Origin of the sequence: Pseudorhodoferax sp. (assembly GCF_047601025.1) — a bacterium.
Classification (GTDB): domain Bacteria; phylum Pseudomonadota; class Gammaproteobacteria; order Burkholderiales; family Burkholderiaceae_C; genus Pseudorhodoferax.
Genome location: NZ_JASGJZ010000001.1, coordinates 2,692,087 through 2,708,336 on the forward strand (window position 1 = coordinate 2,692,087; position 16,250 = coordinate 2,708,336).

Annotated in this window: 16 protein-coding genes; 12 read left to right on the forward strand and 4 right to left on the reverse strand. The window is 72.3% G+C overall.

Annotated elements, in window-relative coordinates:
• Positions 1–80 precede the first annotated feature (80 nt).
• Positions 81–1,031, reverse strand: coding sequence for a thioredoxin-disulfide reductase (gene trxB, locus QM782_RS12720; RefSeq protein ID WP_415203274.1), 951 nt, complete (start codon positions 1,029–1,031; stop codon positions 81–83).
• A 161-nt stretch (positions 1,032–1,192) separates the two neighbouring features.
• Between trxB and QM782_RS12725 the strand changes: the two genes are divergently transcribed.
• The 4 genes from QM782_RS12725 to QM782_RS12740 are packed head-to-tail and all read left to right on the forward strand — an operon-like array spanning position 1,193 to position 5,465.
• On the forward strand, positions 1,193–1,867 hold the full coding sequence (locus tag QM782_RS12725; protein WP_415203275.1) for a Crp/Fnr family transcriptional regulator: 675 nt from the start codon (positions 1,193–1,195) through the stop codon (positions 1,865–1,867).
• Between the two features lie 46 nt (positions 1,868–1,913).
• The gene (locus QM782_RS12730; protein WP_415203276.1) at positions 1,914–4,301 is read left to right on the forward strand and encodes a DNA translocase FtsK; all 2,388 of its coding nucleotides are present in this window, start codon (positions 1,914–1,916) and stop codon (positions 4,299–4,301) included.
• Positions 4,302–4,332: 31 nt separating this feature from the next.
• Positions 4,333–4,992: an outer membrane lipoprotein chaperone LolA gene (gene lolA / locus QM782_RS12735; protein WP_415203277.1), complete on the forward strand. Its 660-nt coding sequence runs from the start codon at positions 4,333–4,335 to the stop codon at positions 4,990–4,992.
• Positions 4,993–4,997: 5 nt separating this feature from the next.
• On the forward strand, positions 4,998–5,465 hold the full coding sequence (locus tag QM782_RS12740; protein ID WP_415203278.1) for a C40 family peptidase: 468 nt from the start codon (positions 4,998–5,000) through the stop codon (positions 5,463–5,465).
• Between the two features lie 9 nt (positions 5,466–5,474).
• Here QM782_RS12740 and QM782_RS12745 read toward each other — a convergent pair whose 3' ends face one another.
• Positions 5,475–6,251, reverse strand: coding sequence for an SDR family oxidoreductase (locus QM782_RS12745; protein ID WP_415203279.1), 777 nt, complete (start codon positions 6,249–6,251; stop codon positions 5,475–5,477).
• 263 nt (positions 6,252–6,514) lie between these two features.
• On the opposite strand from QM782_RS12745, the gene QM782_RS12750 reads away from it, so the two are divergent.
• The 8 genes from QM782_RS12750 to QM782_RS12785 are packed head-to-tail and all read left to right on the forward strand — an operon-like array spanning position 6,515 to position 14,822.
• The gene (locus QM782_RS12750; protein WP_415203280.1) at positions 6,515–7,501 is read left to right on the forward strand and encodes an Ldh family oxidoreductase; all 987 of its coding nucleotides are present in this window, start codon (positions 6,515–6,517) and stop codon (positions 7,499–7,501) included.
• A 45-nt stretch (positions 7,502–7,546) separates the two neighbouring features.
• Complete coding sequence (locus QM782_RS12755) at positions 7,547–8,551, forward strand: tripartite tricarboxylate transporter substrate binding protein (protein WP_415203281.1); 1,005 nt, start codon at positions 7,547–7,549, stop codon at positions 8,549–8,551.
• Between the two features lie 2 nt (positions 8,552–8,553).
• Positions 8,554–9,621: an amidohydrolase family protein gene (locus QM782_RS12760; protein WP_415203282.1), complete on the forward strand. Its 1,068-nt coding sequence runs from the start codon at positions 8,554–8,556 to the stop codon at positions 9,619–9,621.
• 22 nt (positions 9,622–9,643) lie between these two features.
• Positions 9,644–11,143 (forward strand): class I adenylate-forming enzyme family protein, encoded by a 1,500-nt coding sequence (locus QM782_RS12765; protein ID WP_415203283.1) that lies wholly within the window; start codon positions 9,644–9,646, stop codon positions 11,141–11,143.
• An 18-nt stretch (positions 11,144–11,161) separates the two neighbouring features.
• On the forward strand, positions 11,162–12,421 hold the full coding sequence (locus QM782_RS12770; RefSeq protein ID WP_415203284.1) for a thiolase family protein: 1,260 nt from the start codon (positions 11,162–11,164) through the stop codon (positions 12,419–12,421).
• A 26-nt stretch (positions 12,422–12,447) separates the two neighbouring features.
• A complete protein-coding gene (locus QM782_RS12775; protein ID WP_415203285.1) occupies positions 12,448–13,209 on the forward strand; it encodes a carboxymuconolactone decarboxylase family protein in 762 nt (253 codons plus the stop codon).
• The gene (locus QM782_RS12780; RefSeq protein WP_415203286.1) at positions 13,206–13,976 is read left to right on the forward strand and encodes an SDR family NAD(P)-dependent oxidoreductase; all 771 of its coding nucleotides are present in this window, start codon (positions 13,206–13,208) and stop codon (positions 13,974–13,976) included. The genes QM782_RS12775 and QM782_RS12780 overlap by 4 nt, the downstream gene beginning before the upstream one ends.
• A 27-nt stretch (positions 13,977–14,003) precedes the next feature.
• On the forward strand, positions 14,004–14,822 hold the full coding sequence (locus QM782_RS12785; protein ID WP_415203287.1) for an SDR family NAD(P)-dependent oxidoreductase: 819 nt from the start codon (positions 14,004–14,006) through the stop codon (positions 14,820–14,822).
• A gap of 48 nt (positions 14,823–14,870) precedes the next feature.
• Here the strand turns inward: QM782_RS12785 and QM782_RS12790 are convergent, their stop codons facing one another.
• Both QM782_RS12790 and QM782_RS12795 read right to left on the reverse strand, forming a co-directional pair.
• A complete protein-coding gene (locus QM782_RS12790; RefSeq protein ID WP_415203288.1) occupies positions 14,871–15,854 on the reverse strand; it encodes a tripartite tricarboxylate transporter substrate binding protein in 984 nt (327 codons plus the stop codon).
• Between the two features lie 157 nt (positions 15,855–16,011).
• Positions 16,012–16,206 carry a hypothetical protein gene (locus QM782_RS12795; protein ID WP_415203289.1) on the reverse strand — a complete coding sequence of 65 codons (195 nt, stop codon included), beginning with the start codon at positions 16,204–16,206 and terminating at the stop codon, positions 16,012–16,014.
• Positions 16,207–16,250 lie beyond the last annotated feature (44 nt).

The window sequence follows — 16,250 nt, forward strand, 5'->3', positions numbered from 1 at the left end:
GGCTTGACCTCGCCAGGATCAGGTGGCGGTTTCCTGTTTGCCTCAGGCTTTTTCGGCAAAGCCAAGGATTATAGCCGGCTTCACTCCTGCTCCAGGAAGCGCTGGGCGTCGAGCGCCGCCATGCAGCCGGTGCCGGCGCTGGTGATGGCCTGGCGGTAGACGTGGTCCTGCACGTCGCCGGCGGCGAACACGCCAGGCACGCTGGTCATCGTGGCCATGCCCTGCAGGCCGGTGCGGGTGACGATGTAGCCGTCCTTCATCTCCAGCTGGCCCTGGAAGATGTCGGTGTTGGGCTTGTGGCCGATGGCGATGAAGCAGCCCTTCAGCGCGATGTCGCGGGTGCTGCCGTCGCGCACGTCCTTGAGCCGGACGCCGGTCACGCCGCTGGCATCGCCCAGCACCTCGTCGAGCACGTGGAACAGCTGCAGCTCGATCTTGCCCTCGGCCACCTTCTCCATGACCTTGTCGACCAGGATGGGCTCGGCGCGGAACTTGTCGCGCCGGTGCACCAGCGTGACCTTGCGCGCGATGTTGGACAGGTAGAGCGCTTCCTCGACGGCGGTGTTGCCGCCGCCGACCACGCAGACGTCCTGGTCGCGGTAGAAGAAGCCGTCGCAGGTGGCGCAGGCCGACACGCCCTTGCCCATGAAGGCTTCCTCGGACGGCAGGCCCAGGTACTGCGCCGAGGCGCCGGTGGCCACGATCAGCGCGTCGCAGGTATAGGCGCCGCCGTCGCCGGACAGCCGGAACGGCCGCTGCGACAGGTCCACGCCGTGGATGTGGTCGAACACGATCTCGGTCTTGAAGCGCTCGGCATGCTCCAGGAAGCGCTGCATCAGCTCGGGGCCCTGCACGCCGTGCACGTCGGCCGGCCAGTTGTCGACCTCGGTGGTCGTCATCAGCTGGCCGCCCTGGGCGATGCCGGTGACCAGCACCGGGTTCAGGTTGGCGCGCGCGGCATAGACGGCCGCGGTATAGCCGGCCGGGCCGGAGCCGAGAATCAGAACTTTGCTGTGTTTTTGAGTCGACATCGGGCGTTCTTTCGTGCGAAAAATGCACACATTGTGGTGTACGCCATGTGTCTTTTCCCACAGAATCGGGCGCGCGCCAACGTGCAGGGCCGCGATTGTGCCCGGATCGCGAAACGCCCGTTCATACCGGGGGCGCCCCCAACAAGAAGGAGTCCTGGCCGATGTCGATGCTGTCCAATCTCGAGCTGCTGCTGCGCGTCCCGCTGTTTTCCATGCTGACCGGCGAGCAGGCGCACCTGGTGTCGCAGGCCGTCAGCAAGCGGCGCGTCAAGCGCGGCGAGATCATCGTGGAGCAGGGGCGCAAGACCAACGCCCTGTTCATCCTGCTGAGCGGGCGCTGCCGCGTGGTGACCACCGACACGCGCGGGCGCGAGGTCATCATCGCCACGCTGCGCCCGGCCGACTGCATCGGCGAGATGAGCCTGATCGACAACGAGCCGCACTCGGCCACCGTGCTGGCCGAGGTGCAGACCGACATGCTGGTGCTGGGCCGCGCCGAGTTCGACCGCTGCGTGGCCGACAACCCGCAGATGGCCCGCGCCGTGATGACCGGGCTGGTCAAGCGCCTGCGCCGGGCCGACCAGAAGATCGAATCGCTGGCGCTGATGGACGTCTACGGCCGCGTGGCCCATGCGCTGCTGGAGCTGGCGGCGCCCGACACCCAGGGCGTGGTGCAGATCCGCGACAAGGTGTCGCGCCAGGACATCGCCAAGATGGTCGGCGCCTCGCGCGAGATGGTCAGCCGCGTCATGAAGGACCTGGAAGAGCGCGGCTACATCGAGACGCAGGAGACCGGCGCCATCCACATCAAGGACCGCCTGAACGCGCTGGCCTGAGCGCCTGCGCCCGCGGGGGCATGGGGTAAGCTTCGCCGCTGCTTCCATGACCTACTCGCTCAACACCCTCAATTCCGCGCAGGGCGCGGAGCCGCCGCGCTCGGGCATCGCGCGCTTCGCCCGCGAGTTCGGGCTGCTGCTGGCCCTGCTGGCGCTGTCGTTCTGGTTCATCGCGCTGATCAGCTATTCGCCGCAGGACGCCGCCTGGTCCACCTCCGGCGGCCCCGGCGCCACCCGCAACTGGGGCGGCCGGCTGGGCGCCTGGGTCGCCGACCTGAGCTATTTCGCGCTGGGCTATTCCGTGTGGTGGTGCGTGGCGGCCGGCGCGCGCGCCTGGCTGGCGCAGCTGGCCGGCTGGATGCGCGGCGTGCCGGGCCGGCGCACGGCGGCGGCGGCGATCGGCGGCGGGACGCTGGCGTTCTGGTGCGGCCTGGCGCTGCTGCTGGCGGCCAGCTGCACGCTGGAATGGACGCGCCTGTACCGGCTGGAACCCGGCCTGCCGGGCGACGCCGGCGGCGTCGTCGGCTACCTGTTCGGCCCGCTGGCGCTGAAGTGGCTGGGCTTCGCCGGCTCGGGGCTGGTCGCCATCGTGGCCGGCATCATCGGCGTGGCGGCGGTGTTCCGCTTCTCCTGGGCCCAGGTGGCCGAGCGCCTGGGCGCCCGGCTGCACGCGCTGGTCGAGCGGCGGCGCGAGCAGCGCGAGGCCGCGCAGGACCGCGCGCTGGGCAAGCAGGCCGTGCGCGAGCGCGCCGAAGGCACGCTGGACGACCCGGCGCCGCTGGACGGGCGCATCGAGGCGCCGGACGGCGAGGCGCCCGCTGCCGTGGCCAGGCCGGCGCGCGCCGCCAAGGCGCCCAAGGCGCCGGTGGCGATCGAGCCGGTGCCGGCCGAGGCGCCGCCCAGCGTCCGCGTGGTCAAGGAACGCCAGAAGCCGCTGTTCGTCGAGCTGCCCGACTCGCGCCTGCCGCAGGTCGACCTGCTCGACGCCGCCCAGAGCCGGCAGGAGACGGTGTCCAGCGAGACGCTGGAGATGACCAGCCGCCTGATCGAGAAGAAGCTCAAGGACTTCGGCGTCGAGGTGCAGGTGGTGCTGGCCTCGCCCGGCCCGGTGATCACGCGCTACGAGATCGAGCCGGCCACCGGCGTCAAGGGCTCGCAGATCGTGAACCTGGCCAAGGACCTGGCGCGCTCGCTGTCGTTGGTGTCGATCCGCGTGATCGAGACCATCCCGGGCAAGAACTACATGGCGCTGGAGCTGCCCAACGCCAAGCGCCAGTCGATCAAGCTGTCGGAGATCCTGGGCTCGCAGGTCTACCACGAGGCCAAGTCCCTGCTGACCATGGGCCTGGGCAAGGACATCGTCGGCAACCCGGTGGTGGCCGACCTGGCCAGGATGCCGCACGTGCTGGTGGCCGGCACCACCGGCTCGGGCAAGTCGGTCGGCATCAACGCGATGATCCTGTCGCTGCTGTACAAGGCCGAGGCGCGCGACGTGCGCCTGCTGATGATCGACCCGAAGATGCTGGAGATGTCGGTCTACGAAGGCATCCCGCACCTGCTGGCGCCGGTCGTCACCGACATGAAGCAGGCCGCGCACGGCCTGAACTGGTGCGTGGCCGAGATGGAGCGCCGCTACAAGCTGATGAGTAAGCTGGGCGTGCGCAACCTGGCCGGCTACAACACCAAGATCGACGAGGCGGCCGCGCGCGAGGAGTTCATCTACAACCCCTTCAGCCTGACGCCGGACGACCCCGAGCCGCTCAAGCGCGAGCCGCACATCGTCGTCGTCATCGACGAGCTGGCCGACCTGATGATGGTGGTCGGCAAGAAGATCGAGGAGCTGATCGCCCGCCTGGCGCAGAAGGCGCGCGCCGCCGGCATCCACCTGATCCTGGCCACGCAGCGCCCCAGCGTGGACGTGATCACCGGCCTGATCAAGGCCAACATCCCGACGCGCATCGCGTTCCAGGTGTCCAGCAAGATCGACAGCCGCACCATCCTCGACCAGATGGGCGCCGAGGCCCTGCTGGGCATGGGCGACATGCTGTACATGGCCAGCGGCACCGGGCTGCCGATCCGCGTGCACGGCGCCTTCGTCAGCGACGACGAGGTGCATCGCGTCGTCGCCTACCTCAAGAGCCAGGGCGAGCCGGACTACATCGAGGGCGTGCTGGAGGGCGGCACCGTCGACGGCGACAGCACCGACTACCCGGGCGAGGGCGATGGCAGCGGCGAGAAGGACCCGATGTACGACCAGGCCGTCGAGGTCGTGCTCAAGCACCGCAAGCCCAGCATCTCGCTGGTGCAGCGCCACCTGAAGATCGGCTACAACCGCGCCGCGCGGCTGGTCGAGGACATGGAGAAGGCCGGCCTCGTCAGCGCCATGAGCGGCAGCGGCCAGCGCGAGATCCTGGTGCCCGAGCGCGCGGAATGAACCAAGCGCGGCCCGGCCGACTCCCAGCGGCATGATGCTTTCTTCCCTGCGCACCCTGGCGCTGGCCGGCCTGGCGGCCTGGGGCGCCTGCGCCGCCCATGCCGACGCGCTCGACAGCCTGGAAACCTTCGTCAAGACCGTGCGGAGCGGCCGCGCCGCGTTCACGCAGACCGTGACCGCGCCGCCGCGCGACGGCCAGGCCGCGCGCAGCAAGACCTCCAGCGGCAGCTTCGCGTTCCAGCGGCCGAGCCGCTTCCGCTTCGATTACGCCAAGCCCTTCGAGCAGACCATCGTCGCCGACGGCCAGACGCTGTGGCTGTACGACGTGGACCTGAACCAGGTGACCGCGCGCAAACAGGCCGAGGTGCTGGGTTCCACGCCGGCCGCGCTGGTCGCCGCCGCGCCCGACCTGGCCGCGCTGCGCGCCGACTTCACGCTCAAGGCCGCGCCCGACGCGGACGGCCTGCAGTGGGTCGAGGCCACGCCCAAGTCGAAGGATGGCCAGCTGGCCCTGGTGCGCGTGGGCCTGAAGCCCGGCGACAAGGCGCCCGAGCTGGCGGCGCTGGAGATCGCCGACAGCTTCGGCCAGCGCTCGGTGCTGCGCTTCAGCCAGGTCGAGGTCAACCCGGCGCTGCCGGCCGCCACCTTCCAGTTCCAGCCGCCGGCCGGCGCCGACGTGCTGCGCCAGTAAGGCCGATGCAGCGGCGCGCCGTCCTGCCGCTGGCCCTGGCCGCCGTGCTGGCGGCCTGCGGCAGCGCACCGCGCACGCCGCGTACGCCGGGCGAGAGCCACCTCACGCCCGAGGCCGCGCGCGACGCCGCCGTGCACGCGCTGGGCCTGGTCGGCACGCCCTACCGCTACGGCGGCAACACCCCCGACGGCGGCTTCGACTGCAGCGGCCTGATCGGCTACGTCTACCGCCACGGCGAGACGCCGGTGGCCGCGCCGCGCACCGTGGCGCAGCTGGCGGACTGGGGCGCGGCCGTGGACCGCACGGCGCTGCGCACCGGCGACCTGGTGATCTTCGGCGCGCGCACCCACGCCGGCATCTACGTGGGCGAGGGCCGCTTCGTGCACGCGCCGTCCACCGGCGGCACGGTGCGCCTGGACCGGCTGGACGGGCCGTACTGGGCGCGGCAGCGGGTGGCGTTCCGCCGGCCGTAGGGCTCGCGGTCAGGGCATGAACCGCCCGCCGGCCACGTCCAGCACGGCGCCGGTGACGAAGCCGGCTTGCTCCGAGCACAGGAAGGCGACCGCGTGCGCGACGTCCACCGGCTCGCCCAGGCGCGCCACCGGCGTTTCGGCCAGCGCCCGTTCGAAGTAGCCTTCCTGCGCGGCGCCGACGGCTCGCGTCATCTCGGTGAGGATGCGCCCCGGGGCGATGCAGTTGACGGTGATGCCGTGGCCGGCCACCTCGTCGGCCAGCACGCGCGAGAAGCCGATGACGGCGGCCTTGCTGGCGGCGTAGTCGGACTTGTTCAGGCCCGAGCGCGTGCGCCCGGCCATCGACGAGAGGTTGACGATGCGGCCCCAGCGGCCCTGCCGCATCAGCGGCACCGCCTCCCGGCACATCAGGAAGGTGCCGGTGGTGTTGACCCGCAGCGTGCGCTCCCAGTCCGCCAGCGCCATCGCCTCGACGGCGGTGCGGCAGCCGGCGACGGCGGCGTTGTTGACCAGGATGTCGAGCCGCCCGAAGCGGCGCCGGACCGCGGCGCAGGCCGCCGCGGCGGATGCCTCGTCGCCGACGTCCAGCCATAGCGCCACCACCTGCGCCCCCGGTCCTCCGCGTTCCGCGAGTTCCCGCGCGGTCGCCTGGGCCCGGTCGGCATCCAGGTCGCCGAGCACCACCGCGGCCCCGTCGTGCACGAGCCGCTCGGCGATGGCGCGGCCGATGCCTTGCGCTCCCCCGGTCACCAGCGCCACCCTGCGTACACCGCCGCCTGTCTGCATGTCTCTTGCCTCCTTGGATGTCGTCCGGGCGGTTCGCGTCCTGCGATCAGCGTGCCGGTCTTCGGTTCCTGCCGGTAGCGTACAGGCCGGGCAATGGCCCATTGTTGCGCTGCCGGTCAAGGTGCTTCCCTCCGGGTGGCCGGGCGCCGGCGCGAGGCGCAAGCTTGCCGTGCAACGCAAAGCACCTTGCCGGCACCGGCGTAGATGGGAGCGTCCGGTGTCTCCCACAATGCCCGCTGCACTTCATACCCAGGGCAGGCCACATGAAGACCAGGATCCGCCTCGACGAGGCGCGGGAGACAGCCGTTGACTTCCTCTGCCGGCACGGGATGCCGCCCGAGCACGCCGGCATGGTCGCCGACCACCTGGTCTACGCCCACCTGGCGGGGCACGACTACGCGGGCCTGCCGCGGCTGCAGCCGATGGCGGCCATGCTGCGCGAACGCGGCACCGGCGGCACCATCCGCACCCTGCGGGAGACCGACCAGTCCGCCTTCATCGACGGCGCCGGCGTCAATGGCTACGTCACCTCGACGCTGGCCATGGACAAGGCCATCGCGCTGGCCAAGAAGAGCGGCGTGGGCATCGTCGGCGTGCGCGACAGCTGGTTCTCGGGACTGCTGCGCTACTACGTGGAGCGGGCCGCGGAGGCCGACCTGGTCGCCCTGCATGCGGCCAACTCCACGGCGCGCATCGCGCCCTACGGCGGCATCGACCGCCTGCTGGGCACCAACCCCATCGCCTTCGCGTTCCCGTCCGACGACGGCCCGCTGGTCGTGGACTTCGCCACCGCGACCACCATGTGGGGCGACGTGCTGCTGCACCAGCGGCGCGGCCTGCCGCTGCCCGAAGGGCTCGCCATCGACGCGCAGGGCATGCCGACGGTGGACCCGGCGGCCGCGCTGGCCGGCGCCATCCTGGCCTGGGGCGGCGCGCGCGGCTCGGGCGTGGGCATGGTCGTCCAGGCGCTGGGCATCCTGGGCGGCAGCGACCCCATCGTCGCCGAGGACGGCGTGTGGGGCTACTTCTTCCTCGCGCTGGACCCGGCCCTGCTGATGCCGGTGGATGCGTTCAAGCGCAACATCGGCGCCCTGTGCACACGGGTCGAGGCGTCCAGGCCGGTGCCCGGCGGCCCCCCGGTGCGGGTGCCCGGCGCCGCGACGCGCCACAAGGTCGCGCAAGGCCGCGCGCGCGGCTGGATCGAGGTGGACGAGGCCATCCTGGCGTCCCTGGCCGCGGCGGCGCACTGAACCTGCCCCCGTTTCCTGGAGAAGCCTTTGATGCCCTTGACGCCCATGCCCCGACGACCCGCGCCCGCAGGCGGCGCACGGCGGCGCCTGCTGCTGGCCGCGGGCGCCCTGGCGGCCGCCGGCATCCGGCCGGCCGCGGCACAGTCCTTCCCCGCACGGCCGCTCCGCATCCTGGTGCCGTCCGGGCCGGGCACGACTTCCGACGCGGTGGCGCGCTTCTTCTCCGAGGCCATGGCCAGGCGGCTGGGCAGCCCGGTGGTGGTGGAGAACCGGGCCGGCGCCGGCGCGCTGCTGGGCTACATGGCGGCCATCAAGGCCCCGCCCGACGGCTACACGCTGCTGATCGCCAGCCAGCCGCGCTACACCATGCCGCTGTTCTCGCCCGAGACGGCGCGCTTCGATTCGATCCGGGACTTCAGCTCCATCGCGCGCGTCGCGCGCACCTCCCTGGTGCTGGCGGTGTCGCAGGACGCGCCCTACCGCAGCCTGGCCGAGCTGGTGCAGGCCATGCAGGCGCGGCCCGGCGAGCTGACCTACGCCTCGCAGGGCGTGGGCAGCTCCGCGCACCTGTGCGCCGTGCTCCTGAACGCGCTCACCGGCACCTCCGCGAACCACGTGGCCTACAAGGAGACGTCCTCCGGCGTGCTCGACGTGGCGGCCCGGCGCGTCGACTTCACCTGCCAGGGCTCGGGCTCCGCGCTGTCGCTGGTGCAGGCCGGCACGCTGCGGGCGCTGGCGGTGACCGGCCCGGACCGCTGGGAGGCGCTGCCCCAGGTGCCCACCGGCGCCGAGGCCGGCTTGCCCGGCCTGCGCATCTTCTCGGGCCTGGACTTCCTGGCGCCGGCCGGCGTGCCCGGGCCCATCGCGCAGGTGCTGTCGGACGCCATCCTGCAGGCCGCGGACACGCCCGCGTTCCGGCAGTTCTGCAGCAGGAACGCGTACACCGTCGACCTGCAGGACCACCAGCGGCTGACCGCGCTGGCGCCCACGGAGCTCGCCGCCTTCCAGCGGCTGTTCGCGCTGGCCAGCGGGACGCAACGAGGAACCTAGGGATGGCAGGACTGCAACACAACCCGATCCGGCACGACTGGCTGGCCACGCGCACCGAGGCGGCGCTGGAGCCGGCGCTGCCCGTCGTTGACGCGCACCACCATCTGTACGACCGGCCCAGCGGGCGGTACCTGTTCCAGGACATGCTGGAGGACGTGCGCGCCAGCGGCCACGACGTGCGGGCCACCGTGTTCGTGCAATGCCGCGGCATGGTGCGCGCCGACGGCCCGGTGGCGATGCGGCCCGTGGGCGAGACCGAGTTCGCCAACGGCGCGGCCGCCATGAGCGCCAGCGGCCTGTACGGCCGCCTGCGCATGTGCGCCGGCATCGTCGGCGCCGCCGACCTGCGGCTGGGCGACGCGGTGCGCCCGGTGCTGGAGGCGCACCTCGTGGCCGGCGGCGGTACGGCCGGCGGGCGCTTCCGCGGCGTGCGCGACACCGCGACCTGGGACCCCGATCCCGCGCTGCTCAACCCCGCCTACAGCACCACCGAGGACATGCTGGCCACGCCGCAGTTCCGCGCCGGCTTCGCCCATCTCGCCCCCCTGGGGCTCAGCTTCGATGCCTGGCTGCTGTTCCACCAGTTGCCGCGCCTGACCGAACTGGCACGCGCCTTTCCGCAGACCCCCATCGTGGTGAACCACTGCGGCGGCATTCACGCCGTGGGGGCCTATGCCACCCGGCGCCCGGAAGTCTTCGCGCAATGGAAGGCCGGGCTGCAGGCGCTGGCGCGCTGCCCGAACGTCATGATGAAGCTGGGCGGCCTGGGCATGAAGATCTACGGCTTCGGCTTCGAGAAGCTGCCCCAGGCCCCTTCCTCCGAGCAATTGGCCGACGCCTGGCGCCCCTGGGTGGAGACCTGCGCGGAGACCTTCGGCACCGACCGCTGCATGGTCGAGAGCAACTTCGACGTGGACAAGGGCAGCTACGGCTACGGCATCGGCTTGAACGCGATGAAGCGCATCTTCTCCGGCGCCAGCGCGCAGGAGAAGGCCGACGTGTTCTGGCGCAGCGCCACCCGCTTCTACCGCCTGGGTCACGTGCCGGCGCTGGCCGAGCTGCTCGCCTGACGACCCCCTGCCTGGAGACCCGATGTTCCCGATCGAATTCCTGCGCCATGCCGCCGCCGCCACGCCCGACGCCGTCGCCGCCGTCGACGGCGCGCGCCGCTGCACCTACCGGGTGCTGCTCGAACGCTGCGAAGCCCTGGGCGCCGGCCTGCAGGCCACGGCCGGCAAGCCCCGGCCGACGGTGGCCATCCTCGGCCCGAACAGCCTGGAGATGCTGGTCGCGCTGATGGCCATCCACGCCAGCGGCGCGGTGCTGGTGCCGCTGAACGGCCGCAACGCCCGGGCCGAGCTCGACGCCCAGATCGCGCGCGCGCGGCCCGACCTGCTGGTCGTGCACCGGGACTACCTGGACCGGTTCACGCCGGTCGCGCAGCCGGTGCTGGTGGCCAACGCCGAGGCCGGCGACCCGCGCTCCACCGAGGACCTGGAACAGCGCCACCAGGGGCAGCGCTCCGACTGGCAGGCCACGCTGGCCGACATCAACGGCATCAAGTTCACCGGCGGGTCCTCCGGCGTGCCCAAGGGCGTCATGCAGTCGTTCCGCTGCATCAACACGCTGGTGGCCAACGTGCTGATCGGCTTCGGGCTGCAGGGGCCGGAGCGCTACCTGTGCGCGGCGCCGATGACGCACGGCGCCGGCGCGATGATCCTGCCGACGCTGGCCCGCGGCGGCTGCGTGGTGATGACGGCGGACCCCGGCGCCGCCAACCTGCTGGACCTGATGCAGCGCGAGCGCATCACGATGGTGTGGATGCCGCCGACGATGCTCTACACGCTGATCGACGAGCAGAAGGCGCGGCCGCGCGAGCTGTCCGCGCTGGCGCACCTGATCTGGAGCGCCGCGCCCGCCTCGCCGGCGCGGCTGCGCGAGGCGCAGCAGGTGTTCGGCCCGGTGGTCGAGACGATGTACGGCCAGACCGAGGCCCCGCTGATCGTGACCATCGCGCGCGCCGCCGACTGCGCGGACCCGCGGCGCATCGCCTCCGTGGGGCGCGTGGCGCCGCTGGTGGAGGTGGCGATCCTCGGCCGCGACGGGCAGCGCCTGCCGCCGGGAGAGCTGGGCGAGGTCTGCGTGCGCGGCGACCTGGTCATGAACGGCTACCTCGGCATGCCGGAGGAAACCGCCAGGACCATCCGCGACGGCTGGCTGCACACCGGCGACGGCGGCCTGCTTGATGCCGACGGCTTCCTCTACCTGAAGGACCGGCTGCGCGACGTGGTGATCTCGGGCGGCTTCAACGTCTACCCCTCGGACGTGGAGGCCGCGCTGTCCCGGCACCCGGCCGTCTCGGAAGTGGTGGTCTTCGGCGTGCCCGACGCGCACTGGGGCGAGCGCGTGGAAGCCACGCTGGAGCTGCGGGCCGGCCATGCGGCCACGCCCGACGAGCTGATCGCCTTCTGCAAGGTGCAGCTGGGATCGGTCAAGGCGCCCAAGCGCGTGCACATCACTTCTTCGCTGCCGCGCAGCCCGGTGGGCAAGGTCCAGCGCCGCGAGGCGCGCGACGCGGCCATGCGCCGCTGATTCCCAGGAAGGAATTCGATGAGCAACAACGTCTACGTGGCCGGCGTCGGCATGACCCGGCTGGGCAAGTTCCCCGAACGCTCCGTCAAGGACCTGGTGCGCGAGGCCGTCGAGGCCGCGCTCGCCGACGCGGAACTGGCCCTGCCCGACATGGAGGCCGCCTGGTTCGCCAACTCCCGCCAGGGCCAGATGGAAGGCCAGAACTCCATCCGCGGCCAATGCGCGCTGCGCTCCATGGGCTGGCAGACCCGTTCCATCGTCAACGTGGAAAACGCCTGCGCGGGCGGCAGCACGGCCTTCAACCAGGCCATGACGAGCATCCTGGCGGGCCAGTACGACATCGTGATCGCCGTGGGCGCCGACAAGCAGTTCTTTCCCGACCGGCCGGACGAGATGTTCCGCGCCTTCAACGGCGGCATCGACGTCTACAAGGTGCGGGACTTCTTCGACCCGCTGGTGGCACTGGGGCAGTCCGCCGTGCCGCCCACCGCGGTCGACGACATCCAGTTCGGCGCGCCGGGCCGCACCTTCTTCATGGACCTCTACGCCGGCATGGCACGGCTGCACATGGCGACCTACGGCACGACGCAGGAGCAGATCGCGGCCATCGCCGCGAAGAACCACCGGCATTCCGTCCACAACGAACATGCCCAGTACCGCAAGGGCATGACCACCGCGGAGGTGCTGGCCGACAAGCAGGTGGTGTGGCCGCTCACCCGTTCCATGTGCTCCCCGGTGAGCGACGGCGCGGCGGCGGCGGTGCTGGTCAGCGAGGCGGCGCGCAAGCGCCTGGGCACGCGGCGCGCGGTGAAGATCGCCTCTTCGGTCATCGTCAGCAGCTCGGACCGCGATCCGGCCGACTTCGACCGGCACACCGGCCGCATCGCCGCGCTCAAGGCCTACGAGAAAGCCGGCGCGGGGCCGCAGGACATGGGCGTGTGCGAACTGCACGACGCGACCTCCATCGCCGAAGTGATCCAGGCCGAGAACCTGGGCTTCTGCCCGCGCGGCGAGGGCGGCGCGCTGGCGCTGTCCGGCGCCACCGAGCTGGGCGGGCGCATCCCGGTCAACGTCTCCGGCGGCCTCATCTCCAAGGGCCACCCGGTGGGCGCCACGGGGCTCATCATGGTGCGCGACATCGTGCGCCAGATCCGCGGCGAGGCCGGCACGGCCCAGGTGGCCGGCGCGCGCTTGGGGGTCATCGAGAACGGCGGCGGCTTCTGGGGCGTGGAGGAGGCGGCCACCGCCGTCCACGTGCTCGGCCCGCTGGTCCGGTGACAGACGCGAACATCCAGGAGACGACCGTGCAACACGACGCTGCGCGCGACCCCGCGCATTTCGGCCAGGCCTTCGACGACCCCGCCGTGCCCCGGTGGCTGGAACAGGCCGCCCCCACGGCGCTGGCCGCCGCCTCCCGCTACTGGCGCACCATCGTCGGTGGCGGCCATCTCTCGCCGCGCATGAAGGAGCTGGTGCTGGTCGCGCTGCACGGCTCGGTCACGGCGCTGGACTCCGAGGCCCTGCGGCGCCACATCGGCCGCGCCATCGCGGCCGGCGCCTCGCCGCAGGACGTGCTGGACGTGCTGACGTCTATCGTCGGGGTGGCCAACCACGCGCTGTATTCCGCCGTGCCCATTCTGCTCGACGCCCTGCGGGACGCGGGCCATCCGGACGCCGAACTGCCGCCGGCGACGGCGCAGGCCGAGGCGGCCAAGGCCGACTTCATCCGCACGCGCGGGTTCTGGAACGAGCAGCGCGACGCGCTCGCGCGGCTGATGCCCGAGTACTTCGGCGCGCTGTCGGAGGTCTCGATGCAGCCCTGGAAGGACGGCGTGCTCAGCGCCCGCGAGCGCGAGCTGATCTACATCGCCATCGACTGCGGCCCGACCCACGGCTACGGCCCGGGCCTGGCGCTGCACATCCGCCATGCGCTGGGGCATGGCGCCACCCGCGACGAGATCCTCGAGGTGTTCCAGCTGGCCGCGCTGACGGGGCTGGAAGGCTTCATCCTCGGCGCGCAGGCGCTGGCGGCATTTCCACTCGCGACCGGGAGCACAGGCACATGACGACACCGTGGGGCTTGGTCATCGGCGGCGGCAACGGCATCGGCGCCGCATGCTGCAGGACCATGGCGCAGCGCGGCTGGCGGGTCGCCGTCGCCGACCTGGACGAAGCCGCGGCGCTGGCCGTGGCGCAGGAGACCGGCGGCAGCGGCCACGCGCTGGACATCAGCGACCTGGACGCGGTCGAGCGCCTGGCCGCCGAGCTGGCGCAGCGGCACGGCGGCGTGCGCGGCCTGGTCGTCGCCGCGGCGGCGTTCCAGGACAAGTACGCGCCCGACGCCTTGCCCATGGACCTGTGGCGCCGCATCGTCCGGGTCAACCTGGAAGGCAGCTTCAACGCGAACCGCGTGTTCGCCGCGCAGATGGCGCGCAGCGGCGGCGGCAGCATCGTGAACGTGGCCTCCATCCTGGCGCACGCGGCCTCGCCCCAGCACGCCTACGGCCCGACCAAGGCGGCGCTGGTGAACATGAGCCGCAACTTCGCGGCCCAGTACGGCCGCAGCGGCGTGCGCGTGAACTCGGTGTCGCCCGGCGCGGTGCTGGTGCCCCGGGTGCAGGCCCGGGCCCCGGGCCGCTATGCGGTCGACGTCGACGCGCAGATGGCGCTGGGCCGGCGCATCCAGCCCTCGGAGGTCGCCGAGGGCGTGGAATTCCTGCTCTCGGACCGTGCCTCGGCCATCACCGGCACCGACCTGCTGATCGATGCCGGCTGGGCGGTCGCCAGCGCGTGGAACATCTACGGCGGCGTGCCGGGGCCCGTCGCCGAATAGCACCAGGGAACAAGGAGCACGAAAGACATGCTGGATCTGACCGGAAAAGTGGCCTTCGTCGGGGGCGCCGGCTCGCTCGGCGAAGGATGGGGCAACGGCCGCGCGACGGCGGTGCTGCTGGCGCGCCGGGGCGCGCAGGTGTTCGGCGTCGACCTCAACCCCGAGGCGCTGGCGGCCACCGGGGCCATCATGGCGGCCGAAGGGCTCGGCCCGCGCTGGGACGGCTGCCGCTGCGACCTGACCGCCAGCGACGAGGTGAAGGCGGCGGTGGACGCCTGCGTGCAGCGCTTCGGCCGCATCGACATCCTTGTCAACAACGCGGGCGGCAGCGTGCCCGGCGACCCCGTGTCGCTCAGCGTGGAGGACTGGGACCGGCAGATGGACTTCAACCTGAAGACCGCCTTCCTCGGCTGCAAGCACGTGCTGCCCGTCATGGAGCGCCAGTTCGAGGCCGAGGGTCGGGGCGGCGCCATCGTGAACATCTCCAGCATCGCCCACATGTCGCACCAGGTGGGCGGCCGCGTGCACGTGGCCTACGCCGCCTCCAAGGCCGGCCTGATGGCCTTCAGCCGTGCCACGGCCATCGCCTACGTCAAGAAGGGCATCCGCGTGAACACCGTGGTGGTGGGGATGATGGACACGCCCACGGTGACCAACCGCATCACCAAGCAGCTCAAGGTCAGCGCCGAGGAGCTCAGCGCCAAGCGCACCGCGATGATCCCCATGGGCCGCATGGGCAGCGCCTGGGACATCGCGAACGCCGTCGTTTTCCTGGCCAGCGACGAGGCCGGCTACATCACCGCCACCCAGCTCGTGGTGGATGGCGGCGTGACCGCGGCGCGGTAGGCGGCCGCGCCCGTTTCCCTGTTCCCCCGCGGGGGAACGTGGCGGTGCCTACGCGGTGCCGCGCGCCAGCAGGGCGATGCGCTTCCACTGCGCTGCCTCCTGCGGCACCGCCGCCTTCAGCTGGCGGTGGTCCATCACCTCGGGCAGCATCGCGACCTTGTCGCACAGGGTCCGGTACTCGGCCGTCTGGCCGATCTGCATGACCGCGTCGGAGAGGGCCTGGACCACCGGCGCCGGCAGCCCCGCTGGCCCGACGAAGTCCAGCCCCGGCCACATCTCGAAGCCCGGCAGCCCGGCCTCGGCGGCGGTCGGCACGTCCGGCAGCGAACTCCAGCGCGTCGGGCTGGTCACCGCCAGGGCGCGCAGGCGCCCGCCCTGCACCAGCGGCAGGACGCTGCTGGAGCCCTGGCAGGAGAAGGCGATGCGCCCGGCGGCGACGTCCGTCACCGCGGCGCTGGTCTCCTTGAAGGGGATGTGGCGCGCGCTGCTCTGGTTGACGTTGTTGAGCAGGACCCCGCACAGGTGGGCGCTGCTGCCGATGCCCTGCGAGGAGTAGGTCAGGTCGTCGGCCCGGGACTTGAGCGCCTGCAGCAGCTCGCCCAGGGTCCGGTACGGGGAGTCCACCGGCACGACGAAGGCCAGCGGGGCCCGCACCGCACGCGCGATCGGCGTGAAGTCCTTGACCGGGTCGAAGGGGTCGGGCGCCTCCGAGAACAGCGGCAGCAGGTACAGCGGCAGGCCCGACAGCAGGATGGTGTAGCCGTCGGGCGGCGACTTGGCCACGGCGTTGTAGGCGATCAGGCCGCCGGCGCCGCCGCGGTTCTCGACCACCACCGGCACGCCCAGCCGCCGGGTCAGCGCCTCGCCGAAGAAGCGCGCCGTGGTGTCGGTGGACGTGCCCGTGGAGGACGGGACGACGATGTGCAGGGGCCTGGCCGGGTAGGGCTGCTGGGCGCGCGCGGGCGCCAGCGCGGCCAGCGGCAGCGCCGCGGCGGCGTGGAGCAGCTGTCTCCTCTGGAAAGGGCGGGTCATGGACTCCTCGTTCTCGGGTGGCAGGGATGGCGGGAACGACGCGGCGCAGGCCACAGGGGTGCCTGCCGGCCGATCGCATGGATGGCTGCGCCGCCGCGGCGCCTGCGCAGGCCGCGGCGGGTGCCTGTTCGCGGGCGGGGGCGCACGTGAGGGCGGATCAGGCTGCGCCGCCTTCCGGCGTGCGGTAGCCGGCTGGGTAGCGCGCGCGCTGGCGCGGTCCCGCGCCGGCTCCGCCGGCCGCTTCGGCGGCGGGCGGCAGGCCGGCGCCGCCCCGGGTGCCCGCACGTTCCGCCGCGTCGCGCCGGCGCTGCACCAGCCGGCGGAACAGTTCCGCGGCCTGCGCCTCGGGCATGGCGTCGTGCCCGTCCGCCGGCAGGATTCCGAAACAGCCTGCGC

What these genes read in the sequence shown, in the direction of transcription:
- QM782_RS12765 (WP_415203283.1), top strand. Translation starts at nt 9,644, where the DNA reads ATGTTCCCGATCGAATTCCTGCGCCATGCCGCCGCCGCCACGCCCGAC.
- QM782_RS12750 (WP_415203280.1), top strand. Translation starts at nt 6,515, where the DNA reads ATGAAGACCAGGATCCGCCTCGACGAGGCGCGGGAGACAGCCGTTGAC.
- QM782_RS12760 (WP_415203282.1), top strand. Translation starts at nt 8,554, where the DNA reads ATGGCAGGACTGCAACACAACCCGATCCGGCACGACTGGCTGGCCACG.
- QM782_RS12745 (WP_415203279.1), bottom strand. Translation starts at nt 6,251, where the DNA reads ATGCAGACAGGCGGCGGTGTACGCAGGGTGGCGCTGGTGACCGGGGGA.
- QM782_RS12795 (WP_415203289.1), bottom strand. Translation starts at nt 16,206, where the DNA reads ATGCCCGAGGCGCAGGCCGCGGAACTGTTCCGCCGGCTGGTGCAGCGC.
- QM782_RS12780 (WP_415203286.1), top strand. Translation starts at nt 13,206, where the DNA reads ATGACGACACCGTGGGGCTTGGTCATCGGCGGCGGCAACGGCATCGGC.
- QM782_RS12790 (WP_415203288.1), bottom strand. Translation starts at nt 15,854, where the DNA reads ATGACCCGCCCTTTCCAGAGGAGACAGCTGCTCCACGCCGCCGCGGCG.
- QM782_RS12740 (WP_415203278.1), top strand. Translation starts at nt 4,998, where the DNA reads ATGCAGCGGCGCGCCGTCCTGCCGCTGGCCCTGGCCGCCGTGCTGGCG.
- trxB (WP_415203274.1), bottom strand. Translation starts at nt 1,031, where the DNA reads ATGTCGACTCAAAAACACAGCAAAGTTCTGATTCTCGGCTCCGGCCCG.
- lolA (WP_415203277.1), top strand. Translation starts at nt 4,333, where the DNA reads ATGATGCTTTCTTCCCTGCGCACCCTGGCGCTGGCCGGCCTGGCGGCC.
- QM782_RS12785 (WP_415203287.1), top strand. Translation starts at nt 14,004, where the DNA reads ATGCTGGATCTGACCGGAAAAGTGGCCTTCGTCGGGGGCGCCGGCTCG.
- QM782_RS12755 (WP_415203281.1), top strand. Translation starts at nt 7,547, where the DNA reads ATGCCCCGACGACCCGCGCCCGCAGGCGGCGCACGGCGGCGCCTGCTG.
- QM782_RS12770 (WP_415203284.1), top strand. Translation starts at nt 11,162, where the DNA reads ATGAGCAACAACGTCTACGTGGCCGGCGTCGGCATGACCCGGCTGGGC.
- QM782_RS12730 (WP_415203276.1), top strand. Translation starts at nt 1,914, where the DNA reads ATGACCTACTCGCTCAACACCCTCAATTCCGCGCAGGGCGCGGAGCCG.
- QM782_RS12725 (WP_415203275.1), top strand. Translation starts at nt 1,193, where the DNA reads ATGTCGATGCTGTCCAATCTCGAGCTGCTGCTGCGCGTCCCGCTGTTT.